Genomic DNA, 25,704 nt, shown 5'->3' with positions numbered 1-25,704 from the left:
CGAACACGGTCTTTACCGTATATTATTTATAGTTTATTATTTGCTTGCTCTGTCATAGCCGCCTTGTTTAATTTCAAGCCATTCTTGCAAGCCCAGACGGTCCAATTCTTTCAGGTATTCATCCCACTGCGCTTCAACTTTACCGTTTTGGTACCATTCAGTACGCATTCTAAGCACGTAGGCAAAAAGATCCGTCTCAATTGTCGTTAGGCGATCAAGCTCTTGAATGGAGTGGAATACACTCGGCATTACGTTTTCTGCTTTCATTTTTGGCGCCATGATGTTCTTGATAATATCCATTCTGCCTTTGGCATCATCCGGCATGGTTGTGAATTTTCCATAATAGGAATCAAGGATAGCTAATGGTCCACCGACACTTGTTTTCTCACGTAGTTCTACAGGAGCTGCACCCTCCAGCGGCAAATGCTTCAGCATTTCTTTTTCTTTATCAAATTCGAAGATATTTTGCTGTTTATCGTCTCCATACGTTCCCCAGTTGTTCTGTACAGATTGAATCGGATCGTAGAGTTGATCAACCCATTTCGCTGTCGTTTCTAAGTTCTTATTGGCGCTAGTAACAACCATCTTGCCTCTGCCCAAACCAAGCGCGTTCGTTCTTGTTACGTTAACTTCACCATCTGGTCCAGCAAGCGGAGGCATAACCTCGTAAGTATCATTTGCTCCAGTGATGTTGGCTTTATCCCATGAGAAGTAAAGTCCGTATCTCTGATCCTTCCCTTTTGCAAGGTAAGTACTCCAGTCCTGTGTATAGGCTTCAATATCAATGAGTCCTTCTTTATACAGCTCGTTAATAAAAGAAACGGCTTCTTTGTAGTCATCTTGTGACGCCGTAAATATTACCTTTCCATCATTGCTCACAACCGCATGGTCAGGGTTCTCACCCAATCCGAACGAAGCAAATAGGAAAACCAGATCTTCTGCTCCAGGCTTGTTAATAAAGGACAGAGGAATTTCGTCAGCCTTACCGTTGCCATTTGGATCTTTTGTCTTGAATGCAATTAATACTTCTTTTAATTCTTCTGTTGTCGTAGGCATATCAAGGCCCAGCTTCTCAAGCCATTCCACATTGATCCAAGGCATACTGTCTACCGCCTGGATTCTTTCCTTGCCATTGCCCAGCTCTTCGATCCACGGAAAGGCATAAATATTACCGTCTGGTGCCGTAATCATACTCTTGTATTCCGGGGCTTCTTCCAGCACCTTTTTGAAGTTGGGCATATTGTTCTCGATGAGATCATTCAGCGCAATAATGGCACCGTCTTTAGCAAGCTTGAGCAGCTCATAGTCGCTATAGTCCGCATTAAAAATCGCATCAGGAAGATCACCGCTTGCCACAGCCAAGTTTCTTTTTTCAACAAATACGTCTTTCGTGAAATTCTTCCAATTAATATGAACATTCGTCTTTTCTTCAAGACGCTTATTAATCAGTTTTTCATTTGGATCAACTGGTGCAAGTGGAGAGCTTTGCGTAATAAAGTTCAAAGTTACTTTACCGCTGGCGTCCTGTTCTTTACTAGCCGCACTTCCCCCTCCTCCTCCGCCACCGCATGCAGTAAGGAACATAAACGAAGCAAGTACAGATGCAGAAGCTACTTTCGTTGATACTCTTGATTTCTTAATTCTTTTCATAGGGTATGACCTCCAAATTAGATATGAATGAATTAATCTTTATCTATGTGCAGCCTGTTTCCTACTTAAGGGAACCGACCATAACACCTTTTTCAAAGTACTTCTGGAAGAACGGATACATAACAATAAGTGGCAAACTGGAAACAACGATGGCAGCGTACTTGATGATTTCAGACAATCGTTTCATTTCCGCCATGGCGAGTTGATCGCTGATCATGCCCGGATCTACCTGATTCTGGATCAAGATGGAACGCAACACGAGCTGCAGTGGATGAAGATTCGGATTATCTAAATAGATCATCGCGTCAAAATAGGAATTCCATTGGCCCACAAAGGCATAAAGAGCGAGCACGAAAACAATCGGTTTGGAGAGCGGTAATACGACACTGAAGAAGATCCGCATCTCCGAAGCTCCGTCTACATTAGCGGCTTCCTTCATTTCATTCGGTACTCCTTTGAAGAAAGTTCTAGAGAGAATGATGTTCCATACATTAACTGCCCCTGGAATAATCACCGCCCAGACTGTATCAAGCAGACCAAGATTCTTAACGAGCAGATAGGTTGGTATAAGCCCACCCCCAAAGAACATGGTGATAATAAACAAGGTCATGAAGAATCCTTTTCCTTTGAGCCTGTCATCAGACAGTGCGTACCCTGCACAGATAGAGACGAGAACGGTAAGCATAGCAAATGAAACAGAGTATAAAACAGAGTTTCCAAAACCTCGGATCATGGCCGGATTAGAAAGAATTTTTATATACCCTTCTAATGACCAATCCGAAAGGTTGAATGATAATCCTTTACTGAGCAGAACTGATGGATCCATAAAAGATGCAATCACTACATAAATCAAAGGAAGTACAATGATAAGTACGGCCAGTGTCAGGAAGATCGCGTTAAGCACGACGATAAAGCGATCTAATCCGGAATGTTTAATGGGCATAGCTTGTTGCTCCTTTCTTAGTAAAGACCTTCGCCCTCATTCAGTTTCTTCACGGTGAAGTTAACGGTGATGAGCAGGACGATGTTGATGATAGAGTTAAACAATCCTACTGCGGCTGAATAGGCATAATCGCCCGACTGCAAACCAATTTTATAAACGTAAGTCGGAATGATTTCTGAGGTTGGCAAGTTCATCGCCGTTTGCATGAGATAGGCTTTTTCGAAGCCAATGGACATAATCCCACCAGCTGCAAGGATAAATACAATAGCCATAATTGGACGAATGGTTGGCAAATCGATATGGCGGATTCTTTGTAGAAGATTAGCGCCGTCAAGATTGGCTGCATTATGTAACTCAGGATCGACATTAGCAAGCGCTGCTACATAAATAATGGATGCCCAACCGGCTCCGGTCCAAATATCGGACAGAATGTAGATCGAACGGAAGTACTCCGGACGAGACATGAACATGATTGGTTCACCTGTAAGCCAGGTAAAAAACTGGTTAATCGGTCCCGTTGGGGACAAGAAGATAAACAACATCCCGACCACAACGACAACAGAAATAAAGTTAGGTGCATACAAGAACAACTGAATGTTCTTTTTGACGCCTGCACGGCGAATTTGATTTAACATCAACGCAAGCAGGATAGGAATTGGAAAACTCAGAATTAATCCGAAGAAACTTAATTTAAGCGTATTCATAAAGATAACTTCGAAGTTGGGGGATGACAGGAATTTCTCGAAGTTGTACAAGCCTACCCATTCACTTCCCATAATCCCTTTGATTGGGCTGAAATCTTTAAAGGCGATAATCGCACCATACATAGGACCGTATTTAAAAATCAGGGTCAGGATCACAGCTGGTGCGAGCAAAATATAAAGAAAGTAGTACTTCTTTAGATAGTCTAGTAAGGAGCTCTTATGTTTGGTCACCATTGTTCTGTGTTCAGCTTCTATTAGGTTTTGCAATGCCTTTACCTCCGTTCTTATCAATGTTTATATCTTGATGCAGTAAGGGCTTTCAATTGGCTTATGTCCTGCTGCTTTTACAATTTACCAAACACTTAATCGTTCGTCAATACATTTTGTAAAAATATTTATGTGCATATGACAAAGCATTATGTTCATAAATGATGCATATAATTTTACATAATTACAAATACAGCCAATTTAAATAGGATTATATACTTTAAAGTCAACATATTCTCATGAATATGAAAAGAATAATACCTTTTTCGCACACTTATACGCCGATAAAATGTAAACTAAATTGTGCATTTGTAAATATCATATTGCTATTTTGAGTAAACTAATATACATTAAAGAGAGTTGGAATCATGCCAAATAGTACACTATTTGTGGCGAAGGTTAAGAACAAGAATATAGAGGTGAATTACATAGATGGCCAGGGAAAAAGTAACCATACAAGACATCGCGGATGCTTTAGGAATCTCCAGAAATACAGCTTCCAAAGCCTTAAATGGAACGAATGGTATACCTGATGAAACTAGAAACAAGGTTATAAAGAAAGCGATAGAGTTAAAATATAAACAATTTGCTTTTATGGACACCGAGAGTGTTCAACCAAGAAACTCTGGAAATATCGCTTTATTAACAGAAAACTTACCTAACACTTCCCACTTTGGATCGAAACTGATCAGTGGCATGGAGAAACGAATCAGTGCAGAAGGATATAATTTATCCATGCACATTATAAGAGACATTGATCAGGCGTCCCTGTCTCTTCCAAATAATTTTGATGTCGCCAATGTAGACGGAATTATTTGTATTGAGTTGTTCAATTCGGAATATAGTAAGCTGATTACAAGTCTTGGCATTCCAACTATTTTCATCGACTGTTCTGCAGATATCTGCTACCCTGAATTCCAAGCGGATGTACTTCTCATGGAAAACGAACATAGCACATATCAACTTACAAAAAAGTTAATTGATGGCGGTTACACATCACTGGGGTTCATCGGGGACTATAATCACTGTAGGAGCTTTAATGAAAGATGGGTGGGCTTTAATCGCGCATTGATAGAATCTGGCATCCAGCTTGATCTCTCACAATGTATTCTCGATGACGATCGACTATTTTTTTCGAATCCGGAGTGGGCAGATACTAGGCTGAGTCAAATCAATGAGCTTCCTTCTGCTTTCGTGTGTGCTAACGATTATATTGCGGTTACCTTTATGAAGTCACTCAAAAACATGCTTTCCATTCCTAATGACATCGTCATTTGTGGTTTTGATAATGGTCCTGAATCAAACATTGTTGAACCCCATCTCACTACTGTTCATATTTATAGTAATCAGATGGGTGTCAAAGCAGCCGAAATGCTACTTTCCCGAATTCATGATCCGAAGCAACCCTATCAGGTTTCTCATATTTATACCAAACTCATCATAAGAGACTCTACACCTAATATCAGTTGATGAATTTAAAAAGAACCCAAGCGATTAATAATTCCGTCGCTGGGGTTCTTTTTTTTCGTTGAATTGTTCCAATTACAATATCCTGTATATATAATCGCCCACAATTAGTTTATGGAAGGATTGTATTCTTCATAGGATAGAACAATATGCTCTCGTTTTAGCAGACAATGCTCTATGATCGCCTTACGTTTCGCTTTCAGGACAATTTGTTCAATATCAGCAAAACTGCAACCGGAAAGACGTTCGCATGCCTCCTCCATCAACCCAGCTTCACTTTCAAAGTCATTAATTAACAGTTCAACATATTGACGCCTACTTGATTCATCCGGGTTAGCATAAATCATTTTTGTATCAAACCTTCTCCAAATAGCTCTATCCAGTTCATTTTCTAGGTTCGTTGCTGCTACAAAAATGCTATTGTCACCAAAATCATCGAGACATTGCAGCAGTGTATTCACCGCACGGGCCATTTCTTTAACCTCGTCATTACTCTCCCGTGTTCTTGCAATGGCATCAAACTCATCCAGGAAAAGAACACAAGGAGATGCTTTGGCATACTCAAATATTTTCCGGATATTACTTCCAGTCTCACCCAAATGGCTGTGAATAATTGCATCAAGTCTAACCAGGATAAGTGGAAGCTCCAGCATTTGCGCCATATAAAATGCCGTAAGTGTTTTCCCTGTGCCCGGTGGACCATACATAACCACTTTATTGGGAATGGGAACTTGATGTTCTTCAAAGCTTCCCCTCATACCTAAGATCGTAATGAATTCTTCGACAATCTTTCGATTCATATCGGGTAGGACGAGATGTCTAACCTTTTTGGCACATTCTTTGGGTGTATAATAGGTACCCATATCAATCCCTTTTGCTCTGGGTAGACGTTGATTGTTGCTGCTTTTGTTCATTATTTATTAAAGCTCCTTTAAAATGGTTATTTTCAAGAAATCCAAAAGATCCTTTCTGAATCCAGTTCAACCTGCGCTAATTGCCGTTCGAAGTCCTCGTGAGGAACGATAGAGCCGGCTTGTGACCATTCATTATCCACAAATCAATTCAACTTCCAAATTATATTTATTCGTAATTATTACGATTTAAAATATCATACTTTCTTTTTGTTTATAATGTCAACCAGTAGCACAAAAAAGAGCCTTATAGTTCCAAGGCTCTTTTGGGGTATATCTATTAAATTGTCCATCCAGGCAAAGCAGAAGTTCCAGCATCTTACCTTCACATATTGTAAGTCCTGGCTAGCTTGGACTTAGCTCTGAGCCGGGTGAATTCCTTAGTTACCAGGATTACCGTCCACACTACAACCACAGTATCAATCACAAGCGAACCCCAATATACTCCGGAGACGCCTAACCATCTTGGCAAAACAAGCATCACTGGCACATAAAAAACAAGTTGTCTGGTGATGCCGATAACGGCCGCCGGCTTCCCTTTATTAATCGCAGGGAAAAAGGTCATGGCCATAAAAATGAGCGACAATAACGGCAGAACCGCCATGTTCAACCGGAAATATAACATTTCGCTGGTTTTAAAGATTTGATCCGGCAGCATTAGTCCCAGAATGGAAGCCGGCGAGATCATGGAAATTATCCAGAAAGGCAAAGTCAGCAGCATGGAGACGAGTGTGAATATTTTATAGGCTTTGATGGCGCGCTCATACTGTTCTGCTCCAAAATTAATGCCGATGACTGGCTGCAAGGCGCGCATTAATCCGAATATCGGCGTCAACAGGAAGGTGAATACACGGAAAACCACACCATAAAATGCAATATCTGCTGTAGTCCCGTATCTCGACAGTGCATTAAATACTACAACAGCCTGTACCAGATTCATAAAGTTCATAATGAAAGAGGACATTCCCAGTCCAACTATGGATTTGATTGTGGCAGCATCCCGATAAATTGCGAAGACATTCGTTCGGAATGAGGCAAATCCTTTGCCAAAATAAATCCATCCCAGCAAGGTGTAGACCAGCATCCCGATATTTGTAGCCCAGGCAGCACCCTCTACTCCAAAATCCAGCCAGGCTACCAGAATATAATTGGACAATACATCAACTGCCAGTCCAATGCCCATTACCACGGCTGCCGATTTCATTTTCCCTTCGGCACGCACAATCATGTTGGCAGCCAGTCCATAAATCCAGAAAAATGAACCGATCACCGTAATTCTAAAATAGCTGTCTCCAAGAGCCAGAGTTTCCCCTTCTCCTCCCATAATTCGCACCAGCTGTGTGGAGAAAAGTAAACCTAACACCATATAGACAAGCGTTACAAGGATGGACAGATAATTAACATTCCCCATCAAACGTTTCTGCATTTCTTTGTCCTGCCTGCCGAGGGCTAAACTTAAAGCAGAACCGGCACCCACCCCGATCAAGGAGCCCAGTCCCAAGCTGATCTGGGTTAAAGGATAAGCTACCGAAACCCCAGCCAGTGCTTCCTCTCCGACAAACCTTCCCACAAATACAGCGGCAATAACCGCATTTAAGCCATAGAGAACCATTGCGATGATAGCGGGCCATGATAACTGGACCATAATATTCCATAGATTACCGTTGAGAATAAAATGCGTCTGCTTGTCTTTGCTGTTGTTTATTTGTGTTACAGTGTTCATAATGTGGATTTTCTCTCCTTCTTTTGACTGAATATGCGAAGTCCTCGTTCAAAGATTTACGGGACTCCTTACATTAACAAGTCTATAAGACAGGATGGCTAGCAACTACCGCAAAAGGGATTGTTTCTATCTCATAAAGGATTTTATCTTTAAAATTATATTTTCACAGCACAAATAAAGGGCACCCTATATCGCCAGGCTCTGTACTTAAGCCTTAGCAGAAAGGTGCCCCATTAACACTTCAGAGCAGATTACAGTGCGCTATCTTTAGCCATTGGAGCTAATTTTTCAGTCCTGTCAACGTGATTCCTTCTACGAAATATTTTTGACCAATCAGATAAAAAACGACGCCCGGTGCAAAGGACATACACGTAGCCGCCATCGTCAGCGACCAGTCCTGCTTTAGTTGACCTCTAAAAGCGGTTAGTCCCAAGGCTATCGTATACTTATCGCTTGAGTTTATGTAAATCATCTGTTGAAGTAGATCATTCCATAAACCGATAAAGATAAATAATGCGACGACGATCATAGCAGATTTAATGGCCGGCATAATAATGCTGAACAAAATGCGGTAATATCCAGCACCATCGATCGTTGCTGCTTGATCAAGCTCTCTCGGAATAGACATGATAAACTGCCTAATCAAAAAGATATTAAAAGCGCCACCACCACAGAAATAAGGCAAAATCAACGGCAGATAGCTGTCATGAATTCCTAAGCCTCTCGTCCACCCAATATATAGCGGAATGAGTGTAACCATGGCAGGTAGAAGCATCGAACCGACACAAAGCGCCCAAATCAATTTTTTGCCCCGAAAACGCAGTCTTGCAAAGGCATAACCGCATAAGGTCGCTGTAAAGGTTCCTGCCAAACAAGCGGGTACAATAATAATCATGGTGTTCCATAAATATTTCCAAAACTTAAAAATCTCTAGCGTTTCTGAATAGTTTGAAAACAACCAATTTCCTGGAAGCAGTGAAGGCGGATATTTGTATATCTCGGCATTCGACATGAGCGACGTGCGAAATATCCACCAGATTGGAAAGAGCACGAGTATAGTAAAAAAAATGACAACGACAAACGAGATCAGGTTCATCCATTGATTATTACGTTTTTTACTCTTTAATCTTCCGTATGTGGCTACACTCATTTGTCATCGCCTCCTTCATTAAAGATCCATAGATTGGAGGTTTTGAATAATACACCAGTAAAGCCTGCAAGAATAACAAAAATAACGGCCGTTGTCGCACAAGCATACCCCAATTTATAATTTACAAAAGCTTGATCATACATCAGATAAGTTAAAAATCGTGAAGAATTACCCGGACCGCCATTCGTTAATGAAAGAGCCGGCGTAACAATTTGGAGATTGGCAATCAAGCTCATTAGCAAATTATAAAAGATAATGGGCGACATGCACGGTAAAGTGATATGCAAGAATCGTTTCCATCCATTCGCACCATCCATTTCAGCCGCTTCATGGTAGACGACCGGAACATTTTGCAGCCCAGCTAAGAAAATAACAATTAAGTTACCTGACAGCCAAACCGAGATCAAGGATAGAGATGGAATGACATAGCTGGAATCCGCGATAAAAGAAACTTTGTTCAAACCAATCTCAGAGAGAATAAAGTTAAAAAATCCAAAATTAGCTTCGTATAACCAAGACCATCCTACATATATTGCGGCTGCCGGCAAAACGTACGGTACATAGAAAACAGCTCGGAAAAACCCTCTTGCCGGAATTTTACGATTCAGTAGCATCGCAATAAAAAGTGAATAAATCATACCCCCAACTACCGATAAGACGGCAAAGTAGACCGTAGCTATAATAGAATCTTTAATATAAGGATCAGTGGTAAATAGATTAATATAATTCTCGAAGCCAACAAATTTGGGGTCTGAAAGTCCCGTCCAATTCGTTAAGCTGATCCCGAGCACCCCAATAAGAGGTAGATACGTTAGAAAGATCAGGCCAATGAAGGCAGGGATCAATAATATATACGCGGCTCGTGCCTCACCTGCATGGATACGTGAACGACGTTTCGGAGATTTATTAATCATTTCCATCTCTATCTCCCCACCTGAAGATCATAATATGGCCGCCGCGGGTGTGAGCTTGGCAACGGCCATTCTTTGCGGATTTTACTAATTGCCTAAATGGGCTGCTTTCAACGCATCCAGATTTTTAGAAATAGCATCCTTAGCGGTCGTCTTTCCCGTCCATACATCCCCTAGAACCGACCCGAGTAAGGTGTTAAACTCCGTCGTATGATTCGTATAGAACCACGCTGCGGGCTTCACAGCAGGTGATTGCGCATAATCGACTACTGCAGATTTATATTCGTCATAAACAGGGAAGTTAGGATTTTCGACCCATTTACGGGTAAGGGTCTCATCCGTGTACCACTTCTCCAGTGTCGGCATCCAGATTCCCGAGCTAATGAGGCCCCAGTTATTTTCTTCTGAGTTGTACCATTTCAGCCATTCCATCGCTTCTTTTGGATGCTTAGTCTGGGAGAACACGACATTGGCGCCACCCGTGTTGAGGGTAACCTTATCCTTCATGTAAGGCAATACTGCAACGCCATAGTTCAGGCCTTCATTCTTAGCCGTATTGAGACTAGTTCCCACGTTCCACGCACCGTTAGTAGCCATGGCAACAGTTCCCGCGATAATGGTTCGTTGAATGCCATCATCAGTCTGTCCGACAGACAACGGAGCAACATGATCCTTCAAGTAAAGATCTGCAACCTTCTGAATTCCCTCTATACTGGCGTCTTCTCCAATTCTCACCTCAGTCCCATCACCCGAATAGAACCCCCCACCATTACCAAGCGCCCAGGTCTCAAGCTGCCATGGCAGGTTTTCAACGGATGCGCCAAACTGAACGATACTCTGCTCATTAAAGCCACTCTCATCAGGATGTTTACCATTTTTATCAAGGGTCAGCTTCTTTGCTGTTGTTACAAATTCCTCCCATGTCCACGCTTTATCCAGAGCGGCTGGGGGATAGGGTACATTGGCTTTGTCGAACATATCTTTGTTGTAATAGAGGAGTAAGATTTCATTGGCAGCCGCGTAGGCTACGGTTTTCCCTTGATATTTGTAGGCTAGGCTATCCAGTGGTTTGCTGTCGCTTCCTTCGTACATTGTATTTACATCATTCAGCATGCCTTGGGTAGACCACTGAACGACCCCATCTTCTCTGAGCATCCCTGTATCAGGTAATTGCTCTGCCGTAGCCATTGTATTCAGCTTGGTCATGTAGTTTTCCCAAGGAATTGCTTGTACTTCTACTTCAATTCTGTCTTGAGAAGCATTAAACTTATCCGCCACTCCCTGGGTTACATTTCCCTCTTCCGCACTTCCCCACATCGAATAGATAATTTTGACCTTCTCCTCAGGCTTGGAGGTGGCGTTCTCAGATGCTTTGGGTCCATCAGTTGCCTTGGTTGCTGTGTTTGTCTCATCTTTCGCGCAGCCAATGACACTTAATGCTAGTGCAGTTGAAAGAATACCTACCCCGAATGCTTTACCTACCTTCATTTCCCTCTCCCCCTTCATAATCACATAGATATGTCCAACCGTTTGACCCCCTAAGTTATTGAGTTAAACGTTTAGTACCAACTTTTTTTAATAATTCCAACCTTTGCTTGGAATCCGAAATTTCGGCCAGCCGATACGACTTTTAATATCGTAAATATTTTCAAAAAGTGGTATAGAGTCTTCATGAACTTGGGATGTTTTAATGAAGTAAGCGCTTTATTGTTATTGTGTCATGATTTTCTATTAGGGAAAATAGCATTTTTCAACCTGATTTTTAAAAATTCCAACCTTTAAAGAATCATCTTTTTCATAAAACAGCAGAATCAGCTGATCCAAAATATTCACTTGCAGTAACGACAATAAGCAGAGCCGCCCTCCTACCCCAATGGTAGAAGCACTGCTCTGCCTATTTAGCATTTATACACTACGCTGCTGTATGAAGCAACGCCGTTTTTCTATTCTCGAAACACAACTGCGTGAGTTTTCCAGCTCCTTGCGATTTCCCGCTATGTTATCGAATTTCTTGAGGTTGTGGACACGAACCGATGTCAAGAAAGAAGGCGTCTCTTATTCATTCCCCATCGTGCTGATGTCGATGACAAACCGGTAACGGACATCTGAAGCAAGCACACGCTCCCAGGCTTCATCTATCCGGTCAGCAGAAATGACCTCGATTTCAGATGCAATATTATGTTCAGCGCAGAAATTAAGCATTTCCTGCGTTTCACGGATTCCGCCAATCATCGATCCGGCAAACGAACGGCGGTGGCCGATCAGCGAGAATACGTTAACTGCCAATGGATCAGCAGGCGCACCGACATTGACTAATGTACCATCCAGCGCCAGAAGTGAAAGATAGGCATCGATATCAATCTGTGCGCTTACTGTATTCACGATTAGATCGAATGAACCGGCAAGCTGCTTAAATGTCTCCGGATCGCTTGTGGCATAATAATGATCCGCTCCTAATTGCAATCCGTCTTCCTTCTTCTTCAGTGACTGTGATAACACAGTAACCTCAGCTCCCATAGCATGAGCAATCTTCACAGCCATGTGTCCAAGCCCGCCAAGACCCACTACAGCTACTTTTTTGCCGGGAGCGGCTCCCCAATGGCGCAGCGGTGAATAGGTGGTGATTCCTGCACACAAAAGCGGTGCAGCCGCGTCAAGCGGAATAGCGTCAGGAATCCGGACCACGAAGTCTTCTGTTACAACGATGTGCGTGGAATATCCGCCCTGTGTATAGTGACCATGCCGGTCGATAGCTCCATAGGTGCCCGTATTTCCACTCAGGCAATACTGCTCCTCACCTTTCTGGCAATTACTGCACTCTCCACAGGAGTCAACCATACAACCTACCCCTACACGATCGCCAACTGTGTACTTTGTAACTTCGGAACCGACCTGGCTGACAATACCGGCGATCTCATGCCCTGGAACAAGTGGATACTTAACCGGTCCCCACTCCCCGCGGGCTGTATGAATATCCGAGTGGCAAATGCCCGCGTATTTAATCTCTATAAGAACATCGTGCGGCTGCAGATTCCGGCGTTCGATTGTAGTTAGCTTGAACGGGCCTTCCTGACTGAATGTAGCGCGTGCATTAACTTTTATCATAGTGAAACCTCTCTTCTAGTTAATATAAAAAACTGTAATGCCGACTTTACAAAACCTATGTTATTACTTAAAGTTAACTCTAAGTCAAGCACAAAATATAATTAAGACTGGAGATAGATGATGAAGACATACTCCATAAGTGAAGTTGCAGAATACTTTAATATGACATCACATACCCTGCGTTACTATGACAAGGAGGGGCTTTTGCCTTTTATAGAAAGAACCCCCAGCGGGAAACGCGTTTTCAAAGAAACGGATATGGACGCTTTAAAAGTAATTGAATGCCTGAAGTCATCCGGGATGCCGATTAAGGAAATAAAACATTTCATTGAGTGGTGCTCTGAGGGGGACTCCACCTTGCAGCAGAGATATGACATGTTCCTGGAGCGAAAAGCTTCCGTAGAAGCACAGATGGAAGAATTAAGAAAAACGATGGAAGTCATAGAACATAAATGCTTCTACTACAAGACCGCCTTGGATAGCGGCACGGAAGATGTTCATAAAAAAAATAACATTAAGAGTGCATTTACTCATTAGAAATGAACCTTCAAATTACAGTAAAGGCGGGGCAGATTGATCTGCCCCGCCTTTCTTAATTTGGACGCTTTTTTGCCAGCAGCTTCTCCGTAAAATTCACATCAAAAAAATGAATAATGGGTCCCAGACCAAGTGCGGACACTAGAGTTCCTAAGCCTATAACGCCTCCTGCCAGGAAGCAAATCAAAGCACAAAGCGCATCCGTAAACATCCGGTGCCAAAAATAAGATATTTTCGGGAAGTTATCCCTCATAATCAGGGACAGGCTGTCGTAAGGAGCTACTCCCACAGCCGATGTCTGATACAAGGATACCCCAAAACTGCATACCACCACGCCAATCGCTACGACGACCACCCTCTGCCATAACAGCTGAGGTTCGCCCAACAGAGATAGCCAAGTACTATGAAAGAACGTAGCGATATATCCCAAAAAGATTGCGTTTACAAAAGTCCCGGCTCCAATAAACCTTCGTCCGGTTATGAATTCGATTACAAACAATACCAGGTTCAGCAAGATCAGAAAATTTGCATATGTTATACCGACGCACTCTGCAAGTGCCATTACCATGCCGCTAAAGGGATCATTCCCCATGCCGGACAGCTTAAAAATACTGATTCCCATGCCCAGAAATACATTGCCGATAACCATAATAATCAATCGTTTTTTATCAACGTTATAAAGATAACCCTTCATATTGCCCATCCTATTTTTCATATTAAAATTGCACCTTGCAACAACCACGTCATTATATCATATATTCTATTGTTTGACGGTTATCTTTATTGATAGTATTCAATGATTTGGATAAGCAGATCGGTCAGCACTGAGCATTATTTTGAAGGGAACACTGCTTTTTCGATCTTCAGATCTACTTCTCTAATGACATCATCAGCCTCGGAGCCAAGGATATCTATAAGTGTAATTTCATTACCTTCTTTGTCCGTCCCAATTGGATCATGTAGGGATACGTCTTTACGTGTTTTCTTGAGCGAACGCAGGTGCATCAGGATTTCGTTTTCAATACAACGAGCAGCAAATGTGGCTAACCTTGTTCCTTTGATTGGACGATAGCACTCAATAGATTTAATCAGGCCGATTGTGCCAATGGAAATCCACACCCCAACAGAAAGAGTTGTCCAGTTCGAAACCAAGTCTTTTTATTATCACAGAAAATGAAAATAGGCCCAGCTTCTAATGTCTGCTAAAAACCTTGGCAGCCAAGTTGCGTGGGCATAAAAAGTGTATATTTATTTTCTTATCTGAAACCCGCCGCGCTGCTCACCTCACCCAGTCTCTTCTTGGTCACTCAGCAGCTGGTCAATTTCCACAATTGCCTTAATATAAATCTTGAATGCGTCCCAGATCTGGCTGATGCGCATGGCCTCGTCCGGCTGATGGCTGCTCCCTTTTCCTTCGGGAAAAGGAGTCTGTACATCGGTGCGAAGCGGGCCGAAGGCTACTGTGCGCGGCAGCCATCTGGCATACGTTGCCCCACCCATTGCATAGGGCGCTTGCGACAAGCCCAGCTCACTGTTGGCAAGCCTGCATAAGGCCGCTATGATCAGGTCATCCTTGTCCATGTAGTGTGGCGGACTGTCCGTCCACTCAGTCAGTGACAGTCCATGCTGCCGCGAGTAGGCTGCCAACTGCTCCCGCAGCGCATCCGCGGATTGCGACAGACCGTAACGGACATCGATTCCGATCCGAACGGTTCCCTCATCCCACGCTACGATGCCGGCATTGCTGGTGGTAGGACCCGTTTCATCCCTGTGGGTGATACCAAGCCCCTCCCCGTAAGGGTCACCCAGCGCTTGTGACAAAAAAGTGAGCACAGCACGCGCCGCAGCATCCTCAACCAGCTCATGCGCAAGGACCGCCCCGGCCAGCTTTCTTGCCGCGTTTTGCGTCCCAGCAGGAAACGCCGCATGCCCGGCCTTACCCTGCGCGCGAACAACAGCTATCCCCTCTAGCTCCGCGACTTCAAACCCCTCCGACCGCAGCTTTTGCACTTCGTATGAGGTTAATCCGCGCAACCGGGCCTCCGCAACGGCGGGCACCATATTGTAATCCTCGCCAGCTTGAAAGGACAGCAACCTGTCGTCGGACGCGCTTCCAGTCACATCGGCTCGCACAATCCCTTTTTCCGCATAGCATACCGGATAATAAGCGTCAGCAACAATCCCGAAGGACGGCGACTGATGCTGGGACAGGAAATAGCGGATATCCCGCATGCCGCTCTCTTCGTTGACGCCCAGAAATACATAAGCATTATGATCCAGCCGCACGTTGGTCTCTTTGAAAAACTTCAGTACATAAAGCGCAAGCACAGCAGCCGATTTATTATCCATCGCACCTCGGCCAAATAGAAACCCATCTTTCTCGAACGGGGAGAAGGGCGGAAAGCTCCAGCCCCGCCCTGCGGGCACCACGTCCAGATGGGCGAACAAGCCGATGCCCTCCTCACTGTCTCCCAGCTGCACCTTAATGCCATAGCCAGCAAAAGCCGTTACCGACAAGTCTTCCCGCGCGGCCAACTGCTCCGCCTCACGCAATACAGCAGCGCATTCGGCACCAAAAGGCTCCGGGCTATCCGGATGAAAGGTGGTGCCCACGCTCGGCACACGAATCAGACGTTTGATATCTTCGAGAATCGCCGCTTGATGATCGGCTAGAAACTGTTCAACCTGCTTGTCCAGCTCCATACTGGTCATAATCGCTCACCCCTTTCAGGTTTACAGCTCGGCTGCAAGTTCCAGCTTTTGTAGACGGAAATCCAGCTCAGCTATGACATTTGGCGGCAGTACTACCTCGGCACCGGCAATATTCTCATGAAGGTGCTTTTCCTTGCGAATGCCGCAAATCACATTGACATTGGCATGCTTGTTCAACAAATAGGCTACGGCAATAGAACTGGCGCTAACCCCATATTCACTTCCGATCTCAACCAGACCGCCGGCAAACTCAGTGGCCAGCTTCAGGTTGCGTCCATGCCACCAGGCATCGTTCTGGCGGGGATCGTTCGGCTCCAGCACATGATCAGGCCGAATATGTCCTGTCAGTAACCCTTGCGCCAGCGGCGAATACGCATGGAAGCTAATCTGGTGCTCGTTGCACAGAGGCAGGATCGCCTGCTCGGGTTCTCTGGACAGCATATTGAATTTTTTTTGCACGATTGAGATTTCACCATAATCGATGTAGCTCTGCACGTGATGCGGCTCGCAATTGGACGCGCCTATGGCGCGAATCTTGCCTTCCTGCTTCAGTTGCATCAGCACCTCGATCGTTTCTTCAATTGGTGTTAGAAAAGGCTCCATCGCCGGATTATGTGTATAGTAAATATCGATATAATCCGTCCCTAACCGCTTCAGGCTTTGCTCCACCTCCATGCGAATCGTTCGCGGGCTCAAATTCCGCTTCACGCGATGCCCGTCCCAGGTAAAACGATAACTGCCTTCCTCGTCACCCCACCACAAGCCGCATTTTGTCGAAATAATGACCTTATCCCGCCGGCCTTTGATCGCTTGCCCAACGATTTCCTCACTGTGCCCAAAGCCGTAAACCGGGGCAGTATCAATTATATTGATGCCCAGATCCAGCGCGGCATGAATGGCGCGAATCGATTGCGTATCATTGGTATCTGGGAACTGGAATCCTCCACCAATACCGAAAGCGCCGAAAGTAACGACAGAGGCTTGTATGCCGCTCTGTCCAATCTCCTTATATCTCATCGTGACTGTATCCTCCCACTTTATTGATTCGCCTGTGCAGCAACAATATCCAACCGGAGCTGCCCACCCACACCCACATTTTCATCGGCGTGTTCTTTAATGATGACAATCGTTTTTACCTGCAAGCCGGAAAGCACCCGATCCGTAGTCTCCTGCAGATTACGAACCAAGTCCCGCTTCGCCTCAACTGGTTTTCCTGGTGCGGTGTATACAAAAAATGTAATTTCATAAAAGTCCTTAGGTGTTGTCGATGCCTGTGGAAGTTCGATCCAGGAGATAGTTCTTAGCTCCGGAGGCAGGCGAAGACCCGTTGTTACTGCCGTGCCCAACTCACTTACCAATTTTGTCTTTTGTTCTTCCTTCAGAGATGTCGTTGCGTATGCCAATACAGTTGCCATGGTTCAGCACTCCTTTATCATTATAGTTAGTTTTTTCAGACAAACGCTTTGCTTATTTCCGCATTCCCATTACTCAGGATGCATTATTCGTTATACGGTTTCTTGACTCCCTTGTACGTATCCAGCAGCCATTGCGAATATTCTTTCGAAGTCATCACCGATACGATAGCATCCAGCCATTCCTTATTCTTCTCTTCAGTTCCTTTCTTAATAGCCAGCAAAATACCGCCATATTGTTTGTACACCTCAGGTGTTTCCTGTAGCAGCGCCGTATCAATCGTCACCTGGGGATCATTCATTTGAGCTACCGTAATAGCCGGCGCAGTCATGGCGTCCAGATCAGCAAAAGCCCCTACGCGGCTGCGCGGATCAATTTCAACGAATTCGAGCTTCTTGCTGTTCTCGACAACATCGAGTACTGTTGGCAGGTCAATACCCTCGCGCAATTGGATTAGCCCATTGTCCGCCAATAGTTGCAGTTCTCGCGCCCGGTTGGCGGAATCGTTGGCAATGCCGATCTTCGCTCCTTGCGGCAGCTCATCCACAGTTTTGTATTTCTTGGATACGAACAGCACCGGTGTTGTATAAATATTCGGGCCATAAGCGACCAACTCTGTACCGTTGCTTTCATTGAAGCTGTTCATATATTTTTCATTCTGAAAATAATTGGCATCGATACTGCCGTCTGCAGTCGCATTGTTCAAAGCAATATTGTCATTGAAGACTTGCGTCTCAATTTGATAGCCTTCCGGCTTCAGCTTTTCGGCCACATAATCAATATCCGGCTGCTCCCTGGCAATCACGCCAATCACAATTTTTTGGGACTTTGCATCCGATTGTGCGTCGGAGGATGAGCTGGATGACTGAGAGCATCCGACCAGCAGCACAATGACAGTGGTCATGATCAGAATCAGCTTGGCAGTTGCCTGTTTTTTCATGTAAAACTCCTCATTTCTGATGTTTTATTTCAACTTGCGGTACAACATATTCCCGCCCAGTTGTATAAATTGAACAATAACAATTAAAATAACAACGGTTGTGTACATAATCGTGTCATTGAAATTCTGGTAGCCATAGGAAAGCGCAACTGCCCCCAGCCCGCCGGCTCCAACGGTCCCTGCCATAGCTGTAAAGCCCAGCAACGAAATAAAACCAATCGTTAAGTTTGAAATGATGGATGGAATCGCCTCACTGACAATAACGTTAAATGTTATTTGCCAATCGGATGCGCCAAATGACCTAGCAGCCTCGATCAGACTCGGATTCACCTCCTTAAAGCAGCCCTCCAGCAATCTCGCCAGTAACGGAGAGCCTACAATGGTAATGGAGAAAATGGCAGCTGTTGTACCAATGGTCGTCCCCACAACAAAGCGAGTTAACGGAATTATTGTAATAATGAGAATAATAAAGGGTACAGAACGCAGCACATTAATGATGGCGCTGAAGGTCTCGTAGACTGCTCGGTTGGGCCTGAGTCCTTTGGCATCTGTAGTAATGAGAATGAGTGCCAAGATGAAACCGAACAGGGTACAGGTCACAACGGTGCCGCCCAACATAATCAGCGTATCGCGCAGCCCCGGAAAAATGATTTTATCGAGCAGAGTCTGGTAATCGTACTGATACATTACAAATTCCTCCATTCCATGCCGCTCTGCTCCAGATAGGCCCTGACCTTGTCAAAATCTTGCCTGCTGACCGATAAGGTGAACGCCCCCGCGATACTGTCCACATAACGGTCCAGTCCGCCCCATACAACTTCAAACGGCACCCCTGTTGACAAGGCGAAGCGGGAAAGCATGTCTTCCTGACCTGGTCGCTGAATAAGCTCAAACAGAATGTTATCCTCGCCAGTTTTCACTTCATGTGCGCCCAGGAAATCATTCAGATGACCGGAGTTTTCCAGGAAGATATCTTGCACCGCTCCGGCAGCCTGCAACTGACCCTTGCTGAGCACCGCGATGTTGTTGCAAGTTTCTTTTACCACTTCCATTTGATGCGTCACAATGACAATGGTGATGCCAAGCTCTTTGTTAATTTTTTTGAGCAGACCCAGAATGGATTTGGTGATGTTGGGATCAAGTGCGCTTGTCGCTTCATCACAAAGCAGAATGCGTGGGTTCATAGCAAGCGCCCGGGCGATGGCAACCCGCTGCTTCTGTCCGCCGGAAAGCTCGCGCGGCAGTGCCTTTTCCTTGTCTGTCAATTCCACGAGCTGCAGCAGCTCTTTCACGCGCGCATCAGCCACCGCTTTATTGTAGCCAAAGCATTTCATTGGAAACATAATGTTGTCATACACATTTTTTCGCTCCAGCAGAGAGAAATGCTGAAAGATCATGCCGATATTGCTGCGAAACTTGCGTAGTGTTGCTCCCCGCATGCTGCGGATTTCAACTCCGTTGACATGCAAGCTGCCGCGGTCAAAGGTCTCCAGACCGTTGATACAGCGCAAAAGCGTTGACTTGCCTGCGCCGCTCACCCCAACAAGTCCGAAAATATCCCCGTCCGTAATGTTGACATTAATACCAGACAAAACCTCCCTACCTCCAAATGATTTAAATAAATCACGAATTTCTATGCCTGAACCGACAAGCTCCGTAGGTTTGCCCTCCAGTTGTCCGACCATCCTATCCACTCCTTTCATGCACCCAGAAAATGCTTTTTCTAAATAAATTAGATCGATCTAATTTTAACCTAAAACAATTCCTATCAGTTTACTTTGATTTATGTTATCAGCTCTACAGTAGCCTGTCAACACTATTTTTTAAACCTTTCTGTCAAATGAATTATGATATACTGGAAGGTAGTTGAGAGGAGGAAAAGTTTGTGGTTTCTAGAGAAAAAAGAGTTACACTACAAGATGTTGCCGATGATGCCGGCGTTTCGAGAGCAACCGCCTCTCTTGTCGTTCGCGGCAGCAAATCCATTAAACCTAGTACACACAAAAAGGTGCTGGACTCCATGGAAAAGCTCGGCTATGTATATGATCGCGTAGCCGCCAGCTTTAGATTACAGCGTTCCTCAACGATAGGCGTTATTGTCACTGATATCGAAAATCCGTTTTATCCACATATATTGACGCATATTGAGCATGTTCTATACGAACAGCGGTTCAATGTGCTGCTGGGCATGAGCTTTGAATCAACCGAAAAGCAGGAGCGTGTGCTGGAAACAATGCTTGAGCACCGTGTGTGCGGCATTATTATGACTCCTGTCGCCTCTACATCGCCCGCCCTGTTCACCAAATTGCAAAATCTAAACATCCCCACGCTGCTGATTGGACGTGAGGTTGATACCGTGAATACCGACTATGTCGGGACAGATTATCGGCTGGGAGCCGAAATGGCCGTGCGCCATCTCATCGAGCAAGGGCACCGGCGCATCGCTTATCTGGGCGGCAGCCCTCAGGGAAACACATCCTACAAGGAGCGTTTTGCCGGTTACTGCCAAGCCCTGCAGCAATTTGGATTGGAGATCGATCCCGCTCTAATCATTACAAGCCCGATCAACCGTGACGGCGGCACCCGCGCTGTGCAAGAGGCGATGCAGTTAAACAATCCGCCAACCGCCTGCTTTTGCAACAATGATGTCATTGCCCTGGGCGCCATGATCGGCCTGCAGTTGCAAGGACGTACGCCTGGGAAACATATGGCCATCGTTGGCTTTGACAATGTACAGGAAACGGAGACTGCCAAGCCTGGTCTAAGCAGCGTTTCCGTATTCCAGGATAAATGGGGAAGCGAGGCTGCCAAGCTGCTGCTCAAACGAATCAACGGCGATCAGTCAGAACCTACCAGAATTATTATTCCGCCTCAGCTGATTATACGTGAGTCTTCCACCAGCTATAGCGGCTTCCATTCATCCAGCCCTTTATAATCGACACAATCCGGATTCATTCTCCGGACTTGTGTTGTTTTTCCGGGAACTCCAATACTAATAAATTCTTTATTAATACTTTTGGTCTTTGTTCTTACCGGTCTTCTGAATTTCTTCTCAAGCGAACCTCTTACCTCAAATGAACATTATAAAAGAAATTAATTATTTTTACATATATATCTAGTTAATTTCACATTATTGATAAAGCAAGTACATGCTGTCCATTTTTATGTTAAACAATCCTCTTAGAGATCTCATCAACAAGTTGCCTAATCCCCATTCTTTTTGAGCTTTAATATCTCCTTCGGTTCGACTGTTAAACTTTGATTATTAAACCCATTAGTCCGTCTCTACATTGAAATATCATCACTTTCACTGCTCTTTACTTTTCTTAACAAAAAAGCAACTCCCTTATTGGCAAGTCGCTTCTAAAACACTCAATAGTGATTATTTAGTTATTATCTAAGACCCTACCGCTTAGCCTTATAAAACTCATGATACAGCTTCATCAGCGCCCTTTTTTCTATCCTCGAAACATAACTCCGCGAGATCCCCAACTCCTTAGCAATCTCCCGCTGCGTCCGCTCTTCCCCACCTGTATCCAATCCAAATTGGCCAAAGACAATATTATCTAAAATATTTTCAAAATACAAGAGTATCATTTATTGATAAAACAATAAACGTGCCCTTGCATATTGAAATATAGGAAAACACTCCTCAGTACTCTTCATATTTGATATAGAAGTGATAAAATATCGGCTGCTTCTTCGTCGACTAATTCTTGTTTTTCACGTTCAGTTGGGTTAAAGGCTAATCTTTTAAGGTCAGCTTCCATCTCCGATAATACAGTTTTCGGTAGATTTATAACCAACTTTACAAGTATTGAATATTTCCAACAGTCGTCATCAGAAGCGAGAATTTTCCTGAGATGAGGAATTAATTCCCTGCCTAACGGAAGCAGCAACTTCCCAATTTCTTTTGAAGTAGGCCAATTTGCATCTGCGGTCCACTCTAATAAATCAGGAATAATCGGTTTAATTAAATTTATATCCAATGCTTTTAATTTATTTACTGACTCGATATCCATTTTATCTTTCGGGATTAATCTTTTGATCTCCATCTTTATCCTCCTACCTAAAATCATATTGATAGGGTCGGCTCCATCCTTAAGCCTGAGTTTTTTTAACACTTCCTTAGCAGCCATATCAACTTCTAATTCCCTATCTAATGTAGTTGGGGTTTCAACAAGCTTGATTAAACTGACTTCTAGTTCAATAAGAACTCCAATAGGAAACTGAGGCAATAAATATTCTAAAACATTTAATTTCCAATCACTTTCCTCCCCTTCGAATATTCTATTGATGAGTGGAATAAGTTCCTTATTAAAATTAAGTAATAAATCCACAACATCTTCAAATATAGGAAAATTCCTATCCTTTAAATATATCGATAACCCTTCAATCAGATCTAAAAGATCATTTTTATTTAATTGCTTTAATTTTTTAATACTCTCATAATCCATTTTACTTAGAGGTAAATTCCCCATAATTGATTCCCTCCCTTTTTGGTAAAAAATTTATTTTTTCAATCAAATTTAAAACTATTTTTGAACTTGGACTGGAACTGATATTTTCATAAGTATTTCTGTTAAATAGTATGGACTTTATTAGCATTTGTTTTTATATGGATATTTTGCGGAAATAAGGTATTTCCCGTAATTAAATCATTTATTTTATTTTGAATAGACTCATGATTATTAAGGGCATAGTGGTATGCATTCTTCGCTGCTTCAATAGATCTTAGAAGCGCTTCTTTTCCCGAGGCCAAGTACCTTTTCCACATAAGAGGCTTCCATAGCAACTCCTGCAAAGAAGCCTTCTCTCACTGGTAAGGGATTAGCCGGAAGTGGCTTAACGTAAGGTTCAACAAACTCGGGATAATCATCCTTCTTGTACAGTGATTCGAAAGAAATTTTGTCATCAAGGCTGAGCGTTTCACTAATAATGGATTTAAATTCATTTAATCGGTAATGAACTTCTTCATTATTATCTTTAGTTTCTTCTTTACGTCCTTCTATGTATAGCGCTTTTTCTTCTTTTTCATATGCCTTTTATTCACGTATCGACTGTTTAATGGCATGCTCTCATTCTCACATTCATATTGACGTTGCAGCCTTAAATTCCTTTATTGCTCACGAATTGCTACATTCCTTGATCTTTCAGCTGCACGCTGCGCTTTTGCTGTCTCTCTAATAATTTTATTAACTGTATTTCCAAAACTCCGTTCCACCTTTATCTTGCACTGTGACTTTCGCAAGTTGACCATTCCCATCGTACGTAAAGCGTGTGTGCTTTAATGCATCGTAGACGGAGGTTAGACGATTTAGAGCATCATAACTATAATCTCAACAACCGCCATACTCAGAATGTCAAATGCTAAATTACAAAAAATAAGCCACATAGAGTTATTACACTCGTATGTGGCTAAAGCACTACTATTCTTCCAAATAAGGTGATTCAAAACTCTCAACAAATAAACCTGAACTACTGATCTTTATTAAAGAATCTTTACATTCCTTCACACTCCCAATATACATGTAATAATCAAAACCAAAGTGAACAAACATCTCCCTACTTTGAAATTTACACCAAATCTTTTCTCTTAAAATTAATTGAGAAAGTAATTTCAATTCATACACAGAGATATAGTCGCCGTTTTTCACACTGTTATAAACACTTTTCATCTCGTCAGTGTAGATGTCACGGAATTCAGCTTTCTCCACGTCAAAATAATATTTTTCTAGATCTACTACTTGAATTGTGTTTAAGTTATTCTCATTCATTATTAAATTTATAGCCGTTATATATAATGATTCAGTTTCCAAATAATGTTCTAACAGGAATTTCTCAGCTGAAAATACTCTTCCCACTTCACTTATTGAAGTCCATTCTTCATTTTTATACACTCCTTTTATACGATTAGTTGGGTCAAATTTAGTAATCCTCCAAAAGAATTTGTACATTTCAATCTCCAATCCTATTTAATAACGCATCATAAGTACCCAAACGAGTATCTTTACTAGCTAAATATTCTGGTTTTGTAGCCATTTTCCATATACCTCCGATATGCGAATCAAGATCTTGGACAATATAGAGTTTACCATTTTTATACACTGGTTTATCCTTAATTTTTAATTTCGTCTTTGTAAAACCCAAATATTCCGCTAACATATCTGTTTCTTTATTTATTAATCTTAAGGCTTTACCGCTTACTTGAGTTTTTAGAACTTTATCTTTACTTCCACCGGCAAATAGACTTAAAGCAGCGCCAAGCATAGCATCGTCCATAGCTTGGACTCTTCCATAATCTCTCATTAATTGATTCTTTGCCGATGTAACCTGTTCCTTGCTACTTTCAGCTGATGTAGCCATATTAAAGAGATTCAGCCATTGCTTTCTGCCCTTTTCATCTAAATATTGAATAGGTTTTGATGAACCAAGATCGCTACGAATATCCCAATAGAGTTGTGATTTACTCCCAGAAATTCAAGCTGTTGTAAGCATCAAATCCACTTGGTTCTCAGTATAGTGTCCTGTTGGATCGACATGAGTTAACGGATTGTTCTCCACATACGTATACAAATTCAGTGTCAGCGGATTATCAATCTGCCCTTCATACGTATCCTCATTTAAAAACCGCCCTATACATTATTTTGCAAATAATAAGGGTAGAAAAGTCTCCATTGCCCGCCAGTTAGAGGCCGAGGCCAGCTATCGCTTTGAGCAATGCTGTTCTCCGCTGCCATTGGCTCCCTCCAGACCATACCAGCCTGGCGGCAAAGCCAGATTCACATTCCCTAGCAGCAGGTGACCATTATCTGCAAGAAGTTCAACCGCGGTAAGTTTTAACTCAGCTCCTCGCACCACTCTTCCCTCCTATCCATATTGCTTGTAATAATGCCGATGGCACAGCAAAATACTTGTAATAACACCAAGCACTATTGCCAGACTAACAGCAACAAGCTTGCTTGCAAGCCAGTATTCTGACCCGTATTCGCTGAACAGTGAAATACGCCAAGCCTCTCGCCAGCGGAAAACTGGATGGCGCCCACTGCGAGGACAGCCGCGGGATACGTCTTTCCGCGTTTTCTTTAAGGATCTAAGGTGCATTAGGATTTCGTTTTCAATACAACGTGCTGCAAATGTGGCTAGTTTGGTTCCTTTGTTCGGACGATAGCTCTCGATGGCTTTAATCAAGCCAATGGTTCCGATGGAGATTAAGTCCTCCATGTCTTCTCCGGCATTATCGAATTTTTGAGGTTGTGGACACGATACGA

The 25,704-nt window shown here is 43.3% G+C and carries 22 protein-coding genes and 4 pseudogenes; 3 read left to right on the top strand and 23 right to left on the bottom strand.

Annotated elements, in window-relative coordinates; genetic code table 11:
* Positions 1-36 precede the first annotated feature (36 nt).
* The 3 genes from MKZ16_RS07370 to MKZ16_RS07360 form a co-directional block, all read right to left on the bottom strand.
* Complete coding sequence (locus MKZ16_RS07370) at positions 37-1,650, bottom strand: ABC transporter substrate-binding protein (RefSeq protein ID WP_076104753.1); 1,614 nt, start codon at positions 1,648-1,650, stop codon at positions 37-39.
* Positions 1,651-1,711: 61 nt separating this feature from the next.
* Positions 1,712-2,593, bottom strand: coding sequence for a carbohydrate ABC transporter permease (locus tag MKZ16_RS07365; RefSeq protein ID WP_036675818.1), 882 nt, complete (start codon positions 2,591-2,593; stop codon positions 1,712-1,714).
* Between the two features lie 17 nt (positions 2,594-2,610).
* Positions 2,611-3,531: an ABC transporter permease subunit gene (locus MKZ16_RS07360; protein ID WP_051490892.1), complete on the bottom strand. Its 921-nt coding sequence runs from the start codon at positions 3,529-3,531 to the stop codon at positions 2,611-2,613.
* Between the two features lie 465 nt (positions 3,532-3,996).
* Between MKZ16_RS07360 and MKZ16_RS07355 the strand changes: the two genes are divergently transcribed.
* Complete coding sequence (locus MKZ16_RS07355; protein ID WP_036675820.1) at positions 3,997-5,034, top strand: LacI family DNA-binding transcriptional regulator; 1,038 nt, start codon at positions 3,997-3,999, stop codon at positions 5,032-5,034.
* Between the two features lie 104 nt (positions 5,035-5,138).
* On the opposite strand, the gene MKZ16_RS07350 is transcribed toward MKZ16_RS07355, so the two are convergent.
* From MKZ16_RS07350 to MKZ16_RS07325, 6 genes are all read right to left on the bottom strand, one after another.
* Complete coding sequence (locus MKZ16_RS07350; RefSeq protein ID WP_178944339.1) at positions 5,139-5,945, bottom strand: ATP-binding protein; 807 nt, start codon at positions 5,943-5,945, stop codon at positions 5,139-5,141.
* 322 nt (positions 5,946-6,267) lie between these two features.
* On the bottom strand, positions 6,268-7,665 hold the full coding sequence (locus MKZ16_RS07345; RefSeq protein ID WP_036675823.1) for an MATE family efflux transporter: 1,398 nt from the start codon (positions 7,663-7,665) through the stop codon (positions 6,268-6,270).
* A gap of 280 nt (positions 7,666-7,945) precedes the next feature.
* Positions 7,946-8,815, bottom strand: coding sequence for a carbohydrate ABC transporter permease (locus tag MKZ16_RS07340; RefSeq protein ID WP_076104755.1), 870 nt, complete (start codon positions 8,813-8,815; stop codon positions 7,946-7,948).
* Entirely contained in the window at positions 8,812-9,729 is a 918-nt protein-coding gene (locus MKZ16_RS07335) for a sugar ABC transporter permease (RefSeq protein ID WP_256715476.1), read from the bottom strand. The genes MKZ16_RS07340 and MKZ16_RS07335 overlap by 4 nt, the downstream gene beginning before the upstream one ends.
* 84 nt (positions 9,730-9,813) lie before the next feature.
* Positions 9,814-11,214, bottom strand: coding sequence for a sugar ABC transporter substrate-binding protein (locus tag MKZ16_RS07330; protein ID WP_076098906.1), 1,401 nt, complete (start codon positions 11,212-11,214; stop codon positions 9,814-9,816).
* A 567-nt stretch (positions 11,215-11,781) separates the two neighbouring features.
* Entirely contained in the window at positions 11,782-12,831 is a 1,050-nt protein-coding gene (locus MKZ16_RS07325) for an NAD(P)-dependent alcohol dehydrogenase (RefSeq protein ID WP_036675829.1), read from the bottom strand.
* A gap of 120 nt (positions 12,832-12,951) precedes the next feature.
* Here MKZ16_RS07325 and MKZ16_RS07320 point away from each other — a divergent pair, with 120 nt between their 5' ends.
* Positions 12,952-13,368: a MerR family transcriptional regulator gene (locus MKZ16_RS07320; RefSeq protein WP_036675831.1), complete on the top strand. Its 417-nt coding sequence runs from the start codon at positions 12,952-12,954 to the stop codon at positions 13,366-13,368.
* Positions 13,369-13,423: 55 nt separating this feature from the next.
* Here the strand turns inward: MKZ16_RS07320 and MKZ16_RS07315 are convergent, their stop codons facing one another.
* The 8 genes and pseudogenes from MKZ16_RS07315 to MKZ16_RS07280 all read right to left on the bottom strand — a co-directional run bounded on the left by MKZ16_RS07315 (position 13,424) and on the right by MKZ16_RS07280 (position 20,118).
* Positions 13,424-14,083 carry a hypothetical protein gene (locus MKZ16_RS07315; RefSeq protein ID WP_235219370.1) on the bottom strand — a complete coding sequence of 220 codons (660 nt, stop codon included), beginning with the start codon at positions 14,081-14,083 and terminating at the stop codon, positions 13,424-13,426.
* 134 nt (positions 14,084-14,217) lie between these two features.
* Positions 14,218-14,481: pseudogene (locus tag MKZ16_RS07310) on the bottom strand (sigma factor); the annotation flags it as partial.
* Positions 14,482-14,652: 171 nt separating this feature from the next.
* Positions 14,653-16,080: a Sapep family Mn(2+)-dependent dipeptidase gene (locus MKZ16_RS07305; RefSeq protein WP_036675834.1), complete on the bottom strand. Its 1,428-nt coding sequence runs from the start codon at positions 16,078-16,080 to the stop codon at positions 14,653-14,655.
* Between the two features lie 21 nt (positions 16,081-16,101).
* Positions 16,102-17,097: an aldo/keto reductase gene (locus tag MKZ16_RS07300; protein ID WP_076098908.1), complete on the bottom strand. Its 996-nt coding sequence runs from the start codon at positions 17,095-17,097 to the stop codon at positions 16,102-16,104.
* A 20-nt stretch (positions 17,098-17,117) separates the two neighbouring features.
* Positions 17,118-17,495 (bottom strand): tautomerase family protein, encoded by a 378-nt coding sequence (locus MKZ16_RS07295; protein WP_036675836.1) that lies wholly within the window; start codon positions 17,493-17,495, stop codon positions 17,118-17,120.
* A gap of 83 nt (positions 17,496-17,578) precedes the next feature.
* Complete coding sequence (locus MKZ16_RS07290) at positions 17,579-18,433, bottom strand: MetQ/NlpA family ABC transporter substrate-binding protein (protein WP_036675837.1); 855 nt, start codon at positions 18,431-18,433, stop codon at positions 17,579-17,581.
* A gap of 24 nt (positions 18,434-18,457) precedes the next feature.
* A complete protein-coding gene (locus tag MKZ16_RS07285) occupies positions 18,458-19,120 on the bottom strand; it encodes a methionine ABC transporter permease (RefSeq protein ID WP_036675839.1) in 663 nt (220 codons plus the stop codon).
* Complete coding sequence (locus MKZ16_RS07280; RefSeq protein ID WP_076104756.1) at positions 19,120-20,118, bottom strand: ATP-binding cassette domain-containing protein; 999 nt, start codon at positions 20,116-20,118, stop codon at positions 19,120-19,122. The genes MKZ16_RS07285 and MKZ16_RS07280 overlap by 1 nt, the downstream gene beginning before the upstream one ends.
* Positions 20,119-20,318: 200 nt before the next feature.
* Between MKZ16_RS07280 and MKZ16_RS07275 the strand changes: the two genes are divergently transcribed.
* Positions 20,319-21,368, top strand: coding sequence for a LacI family DNA-binding transcriptional regulator (locus tag MKZ16_RS07275; RefSeq protein ID WP_036675840.1), 1,050 nt, complete (start codon positions 20,319-20,321; stop codon positions 21,366-21,368).
* A gap of 470 nt (positions 21,369-21,838) precedes the next feature.
* Here MKZ16_RS07275 and MKZ16_RS07270 read toward each other — a convergent pair.
* The 6 genes and pseudogenes from MKZ16_RS07270 to MKZ16_RS07245 form a co-directional block, all read right to left on the bottom strand.
* Positions 21,839-21,994 (bottom strand): annotated as a pseudogene (locus MKZ16_RS07270) (sigma factor-like helix-turn-helix DNA-binding protein); the annotation flags it as partial.
* Positions 21,995-22,095: 101 nt separating this feature from the next.
* Positions 22,096-22,914 carry a DUF5071 domain-containing protein gene (locus tag MKZ16_RS07265; protein WP_081384105.1) on the bottom strand — a complete coding sequence of 273 codons (819 nt, stop codon included), beginning with the start codon at positions 22,912-22,914 and terminating at the stop codon, positions 22,096-22,098.
* Positions 22,915-23,862: 948 nt separating this feature from the next.
* Positions 23,863-24,402, bottom strand: coding sequence for a hypothetical protein (locus MKZ16_RS07260; protein WP_339815520.1), 540 nt, complete (start codon positions 24,400-24,402; stop codon positions 23,863-23,865).
* Positions 24,392-24,550: pseudogene (locus tag MKZ16_RS07255) on the bottom strand (toxin C-terminal domain-containing protein); the annotation flags it as partial. The gene MKZ16_RS07260 and the pseudogene MKZ16_RS07255, both read right to left, overlap by 11 nt.
* Before the next feature lie 588 nt (positions 24,551-25,138).
* Complete coding sequence (locus MKZ16_RS07250; protein ID WP_179087385.1) at positions 25,139-25,291, bottom strand: hypothetical protein; 153 nt, start codon at positions 25,289-25,291, stop codon at positions 25,139-25,141.
* 204 nt (positions 25,292-25,495) lie between these two features.
* Positions 25,496-25,684 (bottom strand): annotated as a pseudogene (locus tag MKZ16_RS07245) (sigma factor); the annotation flags it as partial.
* Positions 25,685-25,704 lie beyond the last annotated feature (20 nt).

Source organism: Paenibacillus sp. FSL R5-0928, assembly GCF_037970385.1.
Lineage (GTDB): Bacteria > Bacillota > Bacilli > Paenibacillales > Paenibacillaceae > Paenibacillus_AQ > Paenibacillus_AQ odorifer.
Note: the sequence above shows the minus strand (reverse complement) of the source record. Positions and strands in the feature narration are given on the sequence as shown.

Excerpts from the sequence above, each read along its gene's own strand:
- MKZ16_RS07280 (WP_076104756.1), bottom strand. The coding sequence starts at position 20,118 with ATGGTCGGACAACTGGAGGGCAAACCTACGGAGCTTGTCGGTTCAGGC.
- MKZ16_RS07355 (WP_036675820.1), top strand. The coding sequence starts at position 3,997 with ATGGCCAGGGAAAAAGTAACCATACAAGACATCGCGGATGCTTTAGGA.
- MKZ16_RS07285 (WP_036675839.1), bottom strand. The coding sequence starts at position 19,120 with ATGTATCAGTACGATTACCAGACTCTGCTCGATAAAATCATTTTTCCG.
- MKZ16_RS07300 (WP_076098908.1), bottom strand. The coding sequence starts at position 17,097 with ATGAGATATAAGGAGATTGGACAGAGCGGCATACAAGCCTCTGTCGTT.
- MKZ16_RS07365 (WP_036675818.1), bottom strand. The coding sequence starts at position 2,593 with ATGCCCATTAAACATTCCGGATTAGATCGCTTTATCGTCGTGCTTAAC.
- MKZ16_RS07265 (WP_081384105.1), bottom strand. The coding sequence starts at position 22,914 with ATGGGGAATTTACCTCTAAGTAAAATGGATTATGAGAGTATTAAAAAA.
- MKZ16_RS07305 (WP_036675834.1), bottom strand. The coding sequence starts at position 16,080 with ATGACCAGTATGGAGCTGGACAAGCAGGTTGAACAGTTTCTAGCCGAT.
- MKZ16_RS07295 (WP_036675836.1), bottom strand. The coding sequence starts at position 17,495 with ATGGCAACTGTATTGGCATACGCAACGACATCTCTGAAGGAAGAACAA.
- MKZ16_RS07350 (WP_178944339.1), bottom strand. The coding sequence starts at position 5,945 with ATGAACAAAAGCAGCAACAATCAACGTCTACCCAGAGCAAAAGGGATT.
- MKZ16_RS07330 (WP_076098906.1), bottom strand. The coding sequence starts at position 11,214 with ATGAAGGTAGGTAAAGCATTCGGGGTAGGTATTCTTTCAACTGCACTA.
- MKZ16_RS07325 (WP_036675829.1), bottom strand. The coding sequence starts at position 12,831 with ATGATAAAAGTTAATGCACGCGCTACATTCAGTCAGGAAGGCCCGTTC.
- MKZ16_RS07320 (WP_036675831.1), top strand. The coding sequence starts at position 12,952 with ATGAAGACATACTCCATAAGTGAAGTTGCAGAATACTTTAATATGACA.
- MKZ16_RS07370 (WP_076104753.1), bottom strand. The coding sequence starts at position 1,650 with ATGAAAAGAATTAAGAAATCAAGAGTATCAACGAAAGTAGCTTCTGCA.
- MKZ16_RS07290 (WP_036675837.1), bottom strand. The coding sequence starts at position 18,433 with ATGAAAAAACAGGCAACTGCCAAGCTGATTCTGATCATGACCACTGTC.
- MKZ16_RS07360 (WP_051490892.1), bottom strand. The coding sequence starts at position 3,531 with ATGGTGACCAAACATAAGAGCTCCTTACTAGACTATCTAAAGAAGTAC.
- MKZ16_RS07315 (WP_235219370.1), bottom strand. The coding sequence starts at position 14,083 with ATGAAAAATAGGATGGGCAATATGAAGGGTTATCTTTATAACGTTGAT.
- MKZ16_RS07345 (WP_036675823.1), bottom strand. The coding sequence starts at position 7,665 with ATGAACACTGTAACACAAATAAACAACAGCAAAGACAAGCAGACGCAT.
- MKZ16_RS07335 (WP_256715476.1), bottom strand. The coding sequence starts at position 9,729 with ATGATTAATAAATCTCCGAAACGTCGTTCACGTATCCATGCAGGTGAG.
- MKZ16_RS07340 (WP_076104755.1), bottom strand. The coding sequence starts at position 8,815 with ATGAGTGTAGCCACATACGGAAGATTAAAGAGTAAAAAACGTAATAAT.